The organism is Phenylobacterium sp. (genome assembly GCF_030697925.1).
Taxonomy (GTDB): domain Bacteria; phylum Pseudomonadota; class Alphaproteobacteria; order Caulobacterales; family Caulobacteraceae; genus Phenylobacterium.
In genome coordinates, this window is sequence record NZ_JAUYOJ010000035.1 from 16,909 (window position 1) to 29,005 (window position 12,097).

Genomic DNA, 12,097 nt, shown 5'->3' on the forward strand with positions numbered 1-12,097 from the left:
CCCGCACGGACGCCTATATCGCGGGGATGACCGAATTTTCTCCCCGCGAGATCGTCTCCGAGCTCGACCGCTTCATCGTCGGCCACGCCGAGGCCAAGAAGGCCGTGGCTGTGGCCCTGCGCAACCGCTGGCGCCGCCGCCGGGTCCCCGCCGACCTGCGCGACGAGGTGACGCCCAAGAACATCCTGCTGATCGGCCCCACCGGGGTCGGCAAGACTGAGATCGCCCGGCGACTGGCCAAGCTGGCCCACGCCCCGTTCCTCAAGGTCGAGGCCACCAAGTTCACCGAGGTGGGCTATGTGGGCCGCGACGTCGACCAGATCGTCCGCGACCTGGTGGAGAGCGCCATGGCCATGGTGCGCGACAAGCGCCGCGCCGCCGTCCGCGCCCGGGCCGAGGCCTCGGCGGAAGAGCGGCTGCTGGACGCCCTCACCGGCCCCGGCTCCACCGCCGCCCGCGAAAGCTTCCGCAAGAAGCTCCGCGCCGGCGAGCTGGACGACAAGGAGGTCGAGCTGACCCTGGCCGACACCGGCGGCGGCATGCCCACCTTCGAGATTCCCGGCCAGCCCGGCGCCTCGCTCGGGGTGATGAATCTGTCGGAGATGATGGGCAAGGCCTTCGGCGGTCGCACAAAGACCCACAAGACCACGGTCTCCGGCGCCTGGGCCCCGCTGATCGCCGAGGAGAGCGACAAGCTGCTCGACCAGGAGGCGCTGGTGCAAGAAGCCCTGGCGCTGGCCGAGAACGAGGGCATCGTCTTCCTCGACGAGATCGACAAGGTGGCCTCGTCCCGCGAGCGCTCCGGCGGCGCCGACGTCTCCCGCGAGGGGGTGCAGCGCGACCTGCTGCCGCTGATCGAGGGCACCACCGTCTCCACCAAGTACGGGCCGGTGAAGACCGACCATGTGCTGTTCATCGCCTCGGGCGCCTTCCACGTGGCCAAGCCCTCGGACCTGCTGCCGGAACTGCAGGGCCGCCTGCCGATCCGGGTGGAGCTGAAGGCGCTCAGCCGCGACGACTTCCGCCGCATCCTCACCGAGCCGGAGGCCAATCTGGTGCGCCAGAACCAGGCTCTGCTGGCCACCGAGGGGGTGACGCTCACCTTCACCGAGGACGCCATCGACGCCATGGCCGACGCCGCGGTCACCGTGAACAACGCCGTGGAGAACATCGGCGCCCGCCGGCTGCAGACCGTGATCGAGAAGGTGCTGGAGGAGATCAGCTACACCGCCTCCGACCGCGGCGGCGACACCGTCGCCGTGGACGCCGCCTATGTGAAGGCCCGGGTCGGCGACCTCGCCAAGAACACGGACTTGTCGCGGTTCATTCTCTAGCCCCTAATCCGCACAGCCCCGCGACGGGGCCTGTGAGGATGGCATGCAGGTCGAACTCGCCGAGGAACGGGTGTTCCGGATGACCGACCGGTTCACCCTGGAGCACGCCGAGGGCCGCGCCTGGTCCAAGCGGATCGAGGCCTTCGGCGCCATGGCGCGGGTCACCGGCCTGTTCGCCCAGCCCAAGGACGATGAGTTCGAGGTCGTCTATCGCGAGCGGCGGCTGCAACCGTTCTGGCGGCTGACCGTCTCCACCTCCACGACCTATGAGCGGGCCCGCGACTACGAGATGAAAGTCCTGCCGGAGGTCCGCCAGGTCACCATTGGCGAGCAGGTGCTGCCCGTGGTCGCCGGGCAGTTCAAGGTCCGCGGCCTGGAGAGCTGCAAGGAGGAGACCCGCCGTGAAACCCTGATCGACGGGCTCTCCAAGCAGGTCGCGCCCGGTCTCTCGGCCTATCTGCAGCACGACGCCATCGAGATCGACGCCGATGCGCTCGCCGCCGCCACGGCCGAGGGCCTGGTGGTCGTGCCGCCCGAGGCCAAGGCCTCCATGGTGGTGCGCGACGTCATCGCCGCGGCCATCGGCAAGATCGACGCCGACCGGGTGCTGGAGGAGCTGGTGCGGGTGGAGGCGGTGGACCTCTACTACCGGCCCGTCCACGCCTTCCGCTATCGGCGGGCCGGCAAGGAAGCGGTGGTGGAGTTCGACGCCGTGACCGGCGAGGTCCGCACCGGCGGCGCCACCTTCGAGCAATACCTGGGCAAGGTGATGGACACCCAGTTCCTGCTGGATGTCGGGGCCGAGACCCTGAACATGGTCATCCCCGGCGCGAACCTGGCCAAGATGATGATCGTCAAGGGCATGGCCCTGCGCGAGAAGCGCTGAGGTCGCACCCCAATGTGTCATCCCAGAAAGCGCGAAGCGCTTATCCGGGACCCATACGCGCTGGGCCCCCGGAAGATGGCGAGGCCGCGCCGCAGCTTGCGCCATCAGGTGTTCATGGGTCCCAGATTGCCGCTGCGCGGCCTCCGGGATGACAGCGGGGGGTGTGGAGCTACCCCCGGCGCGCCTCATAGATCGCCCATTCCAGGTGCCGCGCGAAGTCGGCGCGTTCCGGCGGGCTGAGCGCCATGGCCACCGAGGCGTGGCGGCCGGAGACCGTCAGGCGCACGGCCTGGACCACCTCGTCCTCGTCCAGCTCGAGCGCCACGCGGGTGAAGGCGGTGGGGCTTTCCCAGACCACCTCGCTATGGTTCGGCGTCTCCCGCACCACCCGCACCTCACGGGACGTCACCTGCACGCGCTCCACCCGACGGGCCGCCGCATAGCTGGCCAGGAAGGCGGCGATCACCGCCAGGACGTCGAGGCCCAGGAAGAACGGCACCAGGGTCGCGCCCATGGCCAGGAAGACGGCGGCGGCGGCGCAGTTGAAGAAGGTGACGATGCAGATCAGCACGATGAACCCCCGCTGCGACAAGGAGCGGTTGGGGGTGATCACGGCGTCCATATAGACGAGGCCATCCATCGCCCGCTGACCATAGACCTGTTTGTGGCCGAGCCAAGGCCTTGGCGAGCCCGCCGACGCAAGCGATGGTCGGCGTCATGGCCAAGCCCCCCGCCAAGCGCAAACCCCTGCCCCCGGCCGAACGGGCGCGGATCGAGGAAATCTTCCACCGCTTCCTGGCGCTGTCGGACGACCCGCGCACCGAGCTCAGCTATGACAGCCCCTACACCCTGGTCACCGCCGTGGCGCTCTCGGCCCAGGCCACCGACGTCTCGGTGAACAAGGCCACGGCCAAGCTGTTCGCGGTCGCCGACACCCCCCAGAAGATGCTGGCGCTCGGCGAGGCGGGGCTGATCCCCTACATCGCCTCGATCGGCCTCTACCGGACCAAGGCCAGGAACGTCATGGCCGCCGCCCGGATGATCATCGACCAGCACGGCGGCGAGGTGCCGCTCAACCGCGAGGCCCTGCAAGCCCTGCCCGGGGTGGGCCGCAAGACCGCCAGCGTGGTGCTGAACGAGCTGCGCATCGAGCCCGCCATCGCCGTCGACACCCACGTCTTCCGCGTGGCTCACCGGCTGAAGCTGTCGAGCGGCAAGACGCCCGACCAGGTGGAGGCCGACCTGATGGCCGTGGTCCCCGAGCCTTATCTGACCCGGGCCCACCACTGGCTGATCCTGCACGGCCGCTATACATGCGTGGCGCGGCGGCCCAAGTGCGAGGATTGCCCGGTGGCCGACCTCTGCCCGTCGAAGCTGCTGTTCGTCGCCCCGTGACCGGCCGCCTGCCGCTCAACCCCCTGCGCGTCTTCGACGCCTGCGCGCGGCACGGCAGCTTCCTGAAGGCCGCCGAGGAGCTCAACATCACCCCCGGCGCGGTCTCGCGGCAGATCAAGACGCTGGAGGCCGAGCTGGAGGTCCGGCTGTTCGACCGGTTCAACCGCGCGGTTCGGCTGACCGAGTCCGGCCGGCAGCTGGCCACAGGCGTGCGGCAGGGTTTCCTCACCCTGCAGAGCTCGGTGGACGCCGTGCGCTCGCGCCGCGACGCGCCCCTGGTGGTCTCGGTGGTGCACTCCCTGGCGGCCAAGTGGCTGGTGCCGCGGCTGCAGCACTTCCAGCACCGCCATCCGGACGTCCAGATCCTGATCGACGCCTCCGACGCCCCGGCCGACCTGGCCCGTGACGGCGTCGACGTGGCGATCCGACTGGGCAAGGGCCCCTATCCCGGCCTGCACGAGACTCACCTGATCGAGACCATGCTGGTCCCGGTCTGCAGCCCTGACCTGCTGGCGCGTTACGGGCCCTTCGAAACCCCTCACGACCTGGCCCGCGCGCCCCTGCTGCACGACATCCGCATGGCGCAGAACGAACCCACCTGGCCGGAATGGCTGGCCGCCGCCGGGGCGCCGGAGGTCGATACCGGGACCGGCCCGCAGTTCTCCAACTCCTATCTGGCCATCGAGGCCGCGCTCAGCGGACGCGGGGTGGCGCTTGCCCAGGACGCCATGATCCTCGACGACCTGGCGTCCGGCCGGCTGGTCAAACCTTTCAGCGTCACGCTGGAAAGCCCGTTCAGCCACTGGGTCCTGTCGCTGCCGGAAAAGGCCGACCAGCCCAATATCCGCCGTTTCAGAACCTGGCTCCTGGACCAGGCCGCGGCCGACGGCCTGCCGCGCCGCGATTGACCTGAAGTCACCTGAAAGGCCTATTGGTCGTTTGTCGCGCAGCGGCCAAAGGCGTTTGATCCTGGCGTCAACCTCAACCCAGGAGCCTCCCCATGTCCTGCATCCCCACCGACCCGGCCCCGTCCCAAGGCGACCGCGTCACCCACGACCTGGTGCTCGCCATCGCCATCGCCGTGATCGCGGCGCCGCTGTTCCTGCTGGCGCTCGCCTAGGACGCGCGGGGGCTTGCCCCCGTTTTCCGGCTCGGCCATGAGTTGGTATGGCCGACGCCCCTCCAGTCATACCCGGTGAAGGCCAGGCGGCGGCAAGGCGGCGACCCGTCAACTGGCCGCTGGCCGGCGCGGTCGTCCTGCTGGTCGTCAACCTGCTGCTGGGCGGCTGGGCGGCCTTCGATCTCGCCTTCCTGCGCGACCTGCCGCCCATGCCCAAGCGCGAAGCCCTGTGGGCCATGGGCCGGCCTGCGGGGATCACCTTCCTCGGACCCGACGGCAAGGTGGTGGCCTATCGCGGCCCGCGCCACGGCAAGGCGGTGAAGCTGGCCGAGTTGCCGGCCCATGTGCCGCTGGCCTTCCTGGCCATCGAGGACCGCCGGTTCTACCAGCATGGCCCTGTCGATCTGCACGCCATCCTTCGCGCCGCCTGGACCAATCAGCAGGCGGGCCACACGGTGGAAGGCGGCTCGACGCTCAGCCAGCAGCTCGCCCGCACCCTGTTCCTCGCCCCGGAAAAGACCCTGCGCCGCAAGGTGCAGGAGACCATATTGGCGGCCCGCCTGGAGCGGATGCTGACCAAGGACGAGGTGCTCGAGCTCTATCTGAACCGCATCTATTTCGGCGACCGCGCCTATGGGATCTCGGCCGCCGCCCAGACCTATTTCGGCAAGCCGGCCTCGGACCTGACCCTGTCGGAGGCGGCCCTGCTGGCCGCCCTGCCCCGCGCCCCCAGCAAGCTCGCCCCCAGCAACGATCCCGCCGCCGCCTGGGCCCGCGCCCGCCTGGTGCTGGAACGGCTGGCGGAGATGGACTGGATCGATCCCAAGACCGCCCGCGCCGCCGCGGCCGGCCCGCCGCCGGCCATCGTCCAGGAGGCCATGGGCCGCGAGGGCGACATGGGCTGGGCGCTCGACGCCGCCCAGGCCCAGGCGCTTGCCTTGGTGGGCGATGCGACCCCCGACCTGATCGTCCGCCTGACCGTCGATCCGGTCGCCCAGGCCAAGGCCGCGGCCATCGTTCGCGGCGCCATGGCCAGGGACGGACGCCGGCGCGGCGCGCGCCAGGCCGCCCTGGTGGCCATGGCTCCCGATGGCGCGATCCGCGCCATGATCGGCGGGGTCAGCCGTGACACCGACCGCTTCAACCGGGTGATCCAGGCCCGGCGCCAGCCAGGCTCGGCCATCAAGCCCATCGTCTGGGCCGCGGCCCTTGAGCGCGGGGTCAGGCCGCTTGACCGGCGCGACGACGCGCCGATCCGGTTGGGCGCCTGGCGGCCACAGAACTATGGCGGCGGCTATCGCGGCGAGGTCACGGTCCAGGCGGCGCTCATCCAGTCGATCAACACCGTCTCGGTGCGGCTGGCGCGGGAGACCGGCTTCGAAGAGGTGGGGGCCCTGGCCCGCCGCTTCGGCCTGGTGGAGACCCCGGCCCATCCCCTGCCCTCCCTGGCGCTAGGCGCCTACGAGGTCAGCCTGCTGCAGCTGGCCGGCGCCTATCAGGTGCTGCAGACCGGCGGCGGCCAGAGCGGGCCCTACCTGATCTCCAGCATCACCGACGCGCGCGGTCGCCTGCTCTACGCCCGCCACGCCGGCGAGCCGATCCCGGTCTATCCGGTGTTCGAGGCCGCCCAGATGGTGCGGATGATGGAAGGCGTCATTCGTTCGGGCACGGCGCGCGGCGCGGGCTTCGGCCGTCCGGCCGCCGGCAAGACCGGCACCAGCCAGGACCACCGCGACGCCTGGTTCGTCGGCTTCACGCCCGATTGGCTCTGCGCGGTCTGGATCGGCAATGACGACAATCGGCCGATGGCCCGGGTGACCGGCGGCCAGATCCCCGCCGACATCTGGCGCCGCTTCATGGTCGAGGCCCACCGTGGCCTGCCCGTCCGCGACTTCGACTGGTTCCCGGCCATACTGCCGCCGGAGGTCCCGGCCTACGAACCGGAGCGGCCGCGGGTCATCCAGGTGCGCCGCGAACAGGCGGCCTCCCCCGACAGCCTCGAGCTCGCCGACGTCTCCGCCCGCGAGCCCGACGTGTGGTCCCAGATTCCCTACTGAAGGCCCGACGTACCCAATCCCCAGGATCGTCATGGCCGGCCTCTGTGCCGGCCATGCGTCGACGCGGCGCTCGGGGAACGCCGCCCGCGCCGACAACAGTCATGCTGAGTTGACACGTGGAATTACATGCGTAATCTTTGGGCATGAAGGAAGGGCCGCGAGGATGTTTGGACAGGCGCTCGGATCTGTATTCACCGACGCGGCAACGCCTCAAAAGATCGTTCTGGCCATCCTGACGGCGGCGATATTCTTGGCTCCCTTCTTGGCCCTTCTTGCGCGCTCCAACAGCGGCCCTTGGCGTCGCCTGCTATCCGATCTGCGCATTGCCGGGCCCGCTTTGGGGCTGTTGGTCGGAGCGATGAATAGCTTCCACATGGCCCAGACAATTCGGAAGCTGCCTTTCGACGTAACCGCCAAGCAGTTGGCGCCGGGAGTGCTGGAAGTCTCGACCTTGATCGCGATGGGAGGATTGGTGGGGCTCGTCGCCATTGGGGCGTTGGCTGCGGCTGACGCGACGGTGAGACGCCAGCAGACCTCATGCCGGCAGGCCTCATGAATGACGGCTGTGGGTGGTGGGCTCAGCTGATCGCCGCCGCCAGGAATCGTCGGTTCCGGTCAACACACGCCCGGGGATGACGATCTGGTAGGGCGGCCAAACCCTAGGTGATCCGCTTGACGCTCACCGGGTCGCTGGACGGGAAGCTTTCTTCCAGGGCCTCGTCCAGAAGGGCTTCCTGGCGGTCCTCGGCCAGGGCCTCCTTATCGGCGAGCTGATCGTATTTTTGACCCTCGACCAGGGGTTTCACCCTGCGGGCGTGGGGCGCGAAGCTCCGGTGGTCGCCGAGCCGGGGCTTGCCCTCGACGGCGGCGTCGGCGGCTCCCCCGCCCTGGCCTTTCATCGGATCGCGCGGCTTGGCCTTGGAGATTTCACGGTCGGACGCGGGCATGGTCGTTCTCCCAACTCAGCCATAAGAACTCTTCGGCGCGGCGGGGGTTGCAGGCCGCCTGCGTTGCCCCGACGGCCTTTTGCCTGTAGTCAGCCCGCCACCGTCCTCCGCAAAAGCTGACCTCCCCACATGCCCGAGCTCTACGACGTCGCCGCCATCGGCAACGCCATCGTCGACGTGATCGCCCCGGCGACCGAAGAATTCCTCCGCGAGCAGGCCATGGACAAGGGCGCCATGATGCTGGTGGACGAGGCCCGCAGCGCCGCCCTCTATTCGGCCATGGCGCCCGGCGTGGAGGCCTCGGGCGGGTCGGCGGGCAACACCATCGCCGGCGTCGCCTCGTTCGGCGGCCGCGCGGCCTATCTGGGCAAGGTCGCCGACGACCAGCTCGGCGGCGTCTTCACCCACGACATGCGCGCCATCGGCGCCCACTTCGACACCCCGCCCCTGGTGGGCGGCAAGGCCACCGCCGTCTCGATGATCAATGTCACGCCCGACGGCGAGCGGACCATGTCGACCTTCCTCGGCGCCTCCGTCGAGTTCACGGCCGACGACGTCGACGCCGCGGTGATCGAGGGCGCCAAGATCGTCTATCTAGAAGGCTACCTGTTCGACGCCGAGCCTGCCCGCCGAGCCTTCGCCAAGGCCGCGGGTCTGGCGCGGGCCTCGGGCCGGATGATCGCCATCACCCTCTCCGACGGTTTCGTGGTCGAACGCCATCGCGAGGCCCTGCTGGGCTTCCTGGAGACCCAGGTCGACCTGGTGTTCGCCAACGACACCGAGATCGCGGCCCTGTTCCAGACCGACGACTTCGACGCCGCGGTCGACCAGCTGCGCGCCAAGGTGAAGATCGCCGCCGTCACGAGGGGCGTCCAGGGTTCGGTGATCGCCGCCGGCGGCGAAACCTTCGCCGTCGACGTGTTCCCGGTGGAGAAAGTCGTGGACACGACGGGCGCTGGCGACCAATACGCAGCCGGGTTCATGTACGGCCTCGCGACGGGCCGGCCGCTCAATGTCTGCGGCCAGCTGGGTTCGCTCGCGGCCGCCGAGGTGATCTCGCATTACGGCCCGCGTCCGCTGGTGTCCTTGAAGGACCTGGCGGCGTCGAAAGGACTCTAGATGGCGCGCACGGCGGAAGTCGCCCGCAACACCAAGGAGACCCAGATCACGGTTCGCGTCGATCTGGACGGCTCTGGCGTGTCCGATGTCGAGACCGGCATCGGTTTTTTCGACCACATGCTGGACGGTCTCGCGCGATTCAGCGGGATCGACCTCCATGTCCGCGCCAAGGGCGACCTGCACATCGACTTCCACCACACCGTGGAAGATACCGGCATCGTCATCGGCCAGGCGATCAAGCAGGCGCTGGACGGCTTCAAGGGTATCCGCCGCTTTGGTCACGCCTATGTCCCGATGGACGAGACCCTGACCCGCTGCGCCCTCGACCTCTGCAACCGCCCCTACCTGATCTGGAAGGTCGCCTTCAAGACGCCGAAGATCGGCGAGATGGATACCGAGCTGTTCAAGGAGTTCCATCAGGCGTTCGCGATGAACTGCGGCGCCTGCGTGCACCTCGAGACCCTCTACGGCGACAACAGCCACCACCTCGCCGAAAGCGGTTTCAAGGCCCTGGGCCTCGCCCTGCGCGCGGCCATCGAGCTCGACCCCAAGACCCATGGTCACGCGCCGTCGACCAAGGGCGTGCTCTAGGATCTCATCCATGCAGAGCGTCGCCCTGATCGACTATGGGTCGGGCAATCTCCGCTCGGCCGAAAAGGCCCTCGTCCGCGCGGCGAACGGGTCGGCGGAGATTCGTGTCACCAGCGACCCCGCCGTGATCCTGGCCGCCGACCGCATCGTCCTGCCTGGGGTCGGGGCCTTCGCCGCCTGCATGCGCGCCTTCCAGGCCCGTCCGGGGCTGGAGGCGGCGCTGAACGAGGCCGTGCGGGAGAAGGGGCGGCCCTTCCTCGGCATCTGTGTCGGCATGCAACTGGTCGCCACCCGCGGCCTGGAGTTCGGAGAGACCAAGGGCCTGGGCTGGATCGCTGGCGACGTGCGCCGCATCGCGCCCGACAATCCGGCCGCCAAGGTCCCGCACATGGGTTGGAACGAGCTGATCGATCCGCATGGGCCCCCGCCCATCGCCGGGATCGGCGAGGCGCCGATGTACTTCACCCACTCGTTCGCCTTTTATCCGGACGACCCCGCCGACGTGGCGGCCTATGTGGACCACGGGGGAAAGTTCCCCGCCGCGGTCGCCAAGGCCAATGTGGCGGGCGTACAATTCCACCCTGAAAAGTCGCAGAGCGCCGGGCTTGCCCTCCTGGCGCGATTCCTGGAGTGGCGACCGTGATCCTCTATCCCGCGATCGACCTGAAAGACGGTCAGTGCGTGCGCGTCCTGCATGGCGACCTCAACACCGCCACGGTGTTCAACACCTCGCCGGCCGCCCAGGCCGCCAGCTTCGTGGAGAGCGGATTCCACTGGGTGCATGTGGTCGACCTGAACGGCGCGGTCCAGGGCCGGGCGATCAATGAGAAGGCCGTCGAGGCGATCCTCGAGGCGGTGTCGATCCCTGTTCAGCTGGGCGGCGGCATCCGCAACCTCAAGGACATCGAGCGCTGGATCGAGGCGGGGGTCAGCCGGGTGATCCTGGGCACCATCGCGGTCACCGAGCCGCACATCGTCAAGGAAGCCGCCCTGCTCTGGCCCGAGCAGATCGCCGTCTCGGTCGACGTGCGCGCCGGCAAGGTGGCGACCCAGGGCTGGACCGAGAGCTCCGACCTCGACGCAGTCACCGTGGCCCGCCGCTTCGAGGACGCCGGGGTCGGCGCCCTGATCATCACCGACATCGACCGCGACGGCACGGTCATGGGCTTCAATGTCGAGGCCTTCGGGGCCATCGCCGACGCGGTGGCCATCCCGGTGATCGCCGCCGGCGGCCTGGCCAGCGTGGAGGACATCGTGCGGCTGAAGGCCCGTAAGGGCGTGCCGATCGCCGGGGCGGTCCTGGGCCGGGCGCTCTACAACGGCGCCATCTCGCCCGAGGAAGCCCTCAAGGTCGCCGCCTGATGCTGAAAGTCCGCGTCATCCCCTGCCTGGACGTCAAGGACGGCCGCGTGGTGAAGGGCGTGAACTTCGTGTCCCTGCGCGACGCCGGCGATCCGGTGGAGCAGGCGAGGGCCTATGACGCGGCCGGCGCCGACGAGCTGATGTTCCTGGACATCACCGCCAGCCACGAGCGCCGCGGCGCCATCCTCGACGTCATCGCCCGCACCGCCGACGTCTGCTTCATGCCGCTCAGCGTGGGCGGCGGCATCCGCCAGGTGGAGGACGCCCGTCGGCTGCTGCTGGCCGGGGCGGACAAGATCAGCGTCAACACCGCCGCGGTGGAGAACCGCGACCTGATCAGCGCCTGCGCCGACGCCTTCGGCAGCCAGGCGGTGGTCGTGGCCATCGACGCCAAGCACGGTCCCGCCGTGTCCGGCCACGGGCGCAATCACGGCTGGCGGGTGTTCACCTATGGCGGCCGCCACGACACGGGCATCGACGTCATCGACTACGCGGTCGACGTGGTGAAGCGCGGGGCGGGCGAGATCCTGCTGACCTCGATGGACCGCGACGGCGCCAAGATCGGCTACGACCTCGACCTGTTGAAAGCCGTGACGAACGCGGTCAACGTGCCGGTCATCGCCTCGGGCGGGGCCGGGAACGCGCAGCACATGGTCGAGGCCGTGACCCAGGGGGGCGCCGACGCAGTGCTCGCCGCCTCGATCTTTCACTTCGGCGAGGTCTCGGTTTCCGAGGTCAAACAGGCGATGGCCGCCGCCTCTATCCCGGTCCGCATGGTGGAGCCCGCATGAGCCGTTTCTCAGAGACCCTGGACCGCCTGGCCGCCACCATCGAGAGCCGCCGCGGCGGCGATCCGGCCAGCTCCTACACCGCCAAGCTGCTGTCCGAGGGGCTGGACCGCTCGGCGAAGAAGTTCGGCGAGGAGGCCTTCGAGGCCGTCATCGCCGCCATGCAGGGCGACAAGGACGGCCTGGCCGCCGAGAGCGCCGACCTGCTCTATCACTGGCTGGTCCTGCTGGCCCGCTCGGGCGTCAGCCTGGACGAGGTCGCCGCCTGGCTGGAAAGCCGCGAGGGCCGCTCAGGCCTCGAGGAAAAGGCCTGGCGCAAGAAGTCGACCTGACCCACGCGGTCCAGTCACCTCCTCTCCCCGCTCGAGGCAGGGCTATCGCATATGCGGCGGAGCTTAGATGCTCCCCCTCTGGGGGAGCTGGCCCGAAGGGCCTGAGGGGGACTTTGACTCCTGCTCAGACCGGTCGAACCTCCGTTGAAGGGCATTTTAGTCCCCC

The 12,097-nt window shown here is 69.4% G+C and carries 14 protein-coding genes; 12 read left to right on the forward strand and 2 right to left on the reverse strand.

Translation table 11 applies throughout. The features are described from left to right. The first annotated feature begins 26 nt into the window (after positions 1-26). Both hslU and Q8Q88_RS04070 read left to right on the forward strand, forming a co-directional pair. Positions 27-1,334: an ATP-dependent protease ATPase subunit HslU gene (hslU, locus tag Q8Q88_RS04065; RefSeq protein WP_305673919.1), complete on the forward strand. Its 1,308-nt coding sequence runs from the start codon at positions 27-29 to the stop codon at positions 1,332-1,334. 43 nt (positions 1,335-1,377) lie between these two features. Further along, positions 1,378-2,220 (forward strand): hypothetical protein, encoded by an 843-nt coding sequence (locus Q8Q88_RS04070; RefSeq protein WP_305673920.1) that lies wholly within the window; start codon positions 1,378-1,380, stop codon positions 2,218-2,220. Positions 2,221-2,389: 169 nt separating this feature from the next. Here Q8Q88_RS04070 and Q8Q88_RS04075 read toward each other — a convergent pair whose 3' ends face one another. After that, positions 2,390-2,860: a DUF2244 domain-containing protein gene (locus tag Q8Q88_RS04075; RefSeq protein ID WP_305673921.1), complete on the reverse strand. Its 471-nt coding sequence runs from the start codon at positions 2,858-2,860 to the stop codon at positions 2,390-2,392. Between the two features lie 77 nt (positions 2,861-2,937). Here Q8Q88_RS04075 and nth point away from each other — a divergent pair, with 77 nt between their 5' ends. The 4 genes from nth (at position 2,938) to Q8Q88_RS04095 (ending at position 7,348) form a co-directional block, all read left to right on the forward strand. Beyond that, a complete protein-coding gene (gene nth / locus Q8Q88_RS04080) occupies positions 2,938-3,615 on the forward strand; it encodes an endonuclease III (protein WP_305673922.1) in 678 nt (225 codons plus the stop codon). Continuing rightward, positions 3,612-4,523, forward strand: a complete 912-nt coding sequence (gene gcvA / locus Q8Q88_RS04085; protein WP_305673923.1) for a transcriptional regulator GcvA — start codon at positions 3,612-3,614, stop codon at positions 4,521-4,523. Before nth ends, gcvA begins: the two co-directional genes overlap by 4 nt. 259 nt (positions 4,524-4,782) lie before the next feature. After that, positions 4,783-6,792 (forward strand): transglycosylase domain-containing protein, encoded by a 2,010-nt coding sequence (locus tag Q8Q88_RS04090; protein ID WP_305673924.1) that lies wholly within the window; start codon positions 4,783-4,785, stop codon positions 6,790-6,792. Between the two features lie 163 nt (positions 6,793-6,955). Continuing rightward, the gene (locus Q8Q88_RS04095) at positions 6,956-7,348 is read left to right on the forward strand and encodes a hypothetical protein (protein ID WP_305673925.1); all 393 of its coding nucleotides are present in this window, start codon (positions 6,956-6,958) and stop codon (positions 7,346-7,348) included. 103 nt (positions 7,349-7,451) lie between these two features. On the opposite strand, the gene Q8Q88_RS04100 is transcribed toward Q8Q88_RS04095, so the two are convergent. Then, positions 7,452-7,739 carry a hypothetical protein gene (locus Q8Q88_RS04100; RefSeq protein ID WP_305673926.1) on the reverse strand — a complete coding sequence of 96 codons (288 nt, stop codon included), beginning with the start codon at positions 7,737-7,739 and terminating at the stop codon, positions 7,452-7,454. 129 nt (positions 7,740-7,868) lie between these two features. On the opposite strand from Q8Q88_RS04100, the gene Q8Q88_RS04105 reads away from it, so the two are divergent. Genes Q8Q88_RS04105 through Q8Q88_RS04130 form a run of 6 tightly spaced genes read left to right on the forward strand, consistent with a single transcriptional unit; the run spans position 7,869 to position 11,931 of the window. Then, entirely contained in the window at positions 7,869-8,858 is a 990-nt protein-coding gene (locus Q8Q88_RS04105; RefSeq protein ID WP_305673927.1) for an adenosine kinase, read from the forward strand. After that, complete coding sequence (hisB, locus tag Q8Q88_RS04110) at positions 8,859-9,449, forward strand: imidazoleglycerol-phosphate dehydratase HisB (RefSeq protein ID WP_305673928.1); 591 nt, start codon at positions 8,859-8,861, stop codon at positions 9,447-9,449. A 10-nt stretch (positions 9,450-9,459) separates the two neighbouring features. After that, complete coding sequence (hisH, locus tag Q8Q88_RS04115; protein ID WP_305673929.1) at positions 9,460-10,092, forward strand: imidazole glycerol phosphate synthase subunit HisH; 633 nt, start codon at positions 9,460-9,462, stop codon at positions 10,090-10,092. Further along, positions 10,089-10,811, forward strand: coding sequence for a 1-(5-phosphoribosyl)-5-[(5-phosphoribosylamino)methylideneamino]imidazole-4-carboxamide isomerase (gene hisA / locus Q8Q88_RS04120; RefSeq protein WP_305673930.1), 723 nt, complete (start codon positions 10,089-10,091; stop codon positions 10,809-10,811). Before hisH ends, hisA begins: the two co-directional genes overlap by 4 nt. Continuing rightward, the gene (hisF, locus tag Q8Q88_RS04125) at positions 10,811-11,602 is read left to right on the forward strand and encodes an imidazole glycerol phosphate synthase subunit HisF (protein ID WP_305673931.1); all 792 of its coding nucleotides are present in this window, start codon (positions 10,811-10,813) and stop codon (positions 11,600-11,602) included. Before hisA ends, hisF begins: the two co-directional genes overlap by 1 nt. Further along, a complete protein-coding gene (locus Q8Q88_RS04130) occupies positions 11,599-11,931 on the forward strand; it encodes a phosphoribosyl-ATP diphosphatase (protein WP_305673932.1) in 333 nt (110 codons plus the stop codon). The genes hisF and Q8Q88_RS04130 overlap by 4 nt, the downstream gene beginning before the upstream one ends. Positions 11,932-12,097: the final 166 nt, after the last annotated feature.

Excerpts from the sequence above, each read along its gene's own strand:
- Q8Q88_RS04100 (WP_305673926.1), bottom strand. The coding sequence starts at position 7,739 with ATGCCCGCGTCCGACCGTGAAATCTCCAAGGCCAAGCCGCGCGATCCG.
- Q8Q88_RS04070 (WP_305673920.1), top strand. The coding sequence starts at position 1,378 with ATGCAGGTCGAACTCGCCGAGGAACGGGTGTTCCGGATGACCGACCGG.
- Q8Q88_RS04090 (WP_305673924.1), top strand. The coding sequence starts at position 4,783 with ATGGCCGACGCCCCTCCAGTCATACCCGGTGAAGGCCAGGCGGCGGCA.
- Q8Q88_RS04105 (WP_305673927.1), top strand. The coding sequence starts at position 7,869 with ATGCCCGAGCTCTACGACGTCGCCGCCATCGGCAACGCCATCGTCGAC.
- Q8Q88_RS04075 (WP_305673921.1), bottom strand. The coding sequence starts at position 2,860 with ATGGATGGCCTCGTCTATATGGACGCCGTGATCACCCCCAACCGCTCC.
- Q8Q88_RS04130 (WP_305673932.1), top strand. The coding sequence starts at position 11,599 with ATGAGCCGTTTCTCAGAGACCCTGGACCGCCTGGCCGCCACCATCGAG.
- Q8Q88_RS04095 (WP_305673925.1), top strand. The coding sequence starts at position 6,956 with ATGTTTGGACAGGCGCTCGGATCTGTATTCACCGACGCGGCAACGCCT.
- hslU (WP_305673919.1), top strand. The coding sequence starts at position 27 with ATGACCGAATTTTCTCCCCGCGAGATCGTCTCCGAGCTCGACCGCTTC.
- hisB (WP_305673928.1), top strand. The coding sequence starts at position 8,859 with ATGGCGCGCACGGCGGAAGTCGCCCGCAACACCAAGGAGACCCAGATC.
- hisH (WP_305673929.1), top strand. The coding sequence starts at position 9,460 with ATGCAGAGCGTCGCCCTGATCGACTATGGGTCGGGCAATCTCCGCTCG.
- nth (WP_305673922.1), top strand. The coding sequence starts at position 2,938 with ATGGCCAAGCCCCCCGCCAAGCGCAAACCCCTGCCCCCGGCCGAACGG.
- hisF (WP_305673931.1), top strand. The coding sequence starts at position 10,811 with ATGCTGAAAGTCCGCGTCATCCCCTGCCTGGACGTCAAGGACGGCCGC.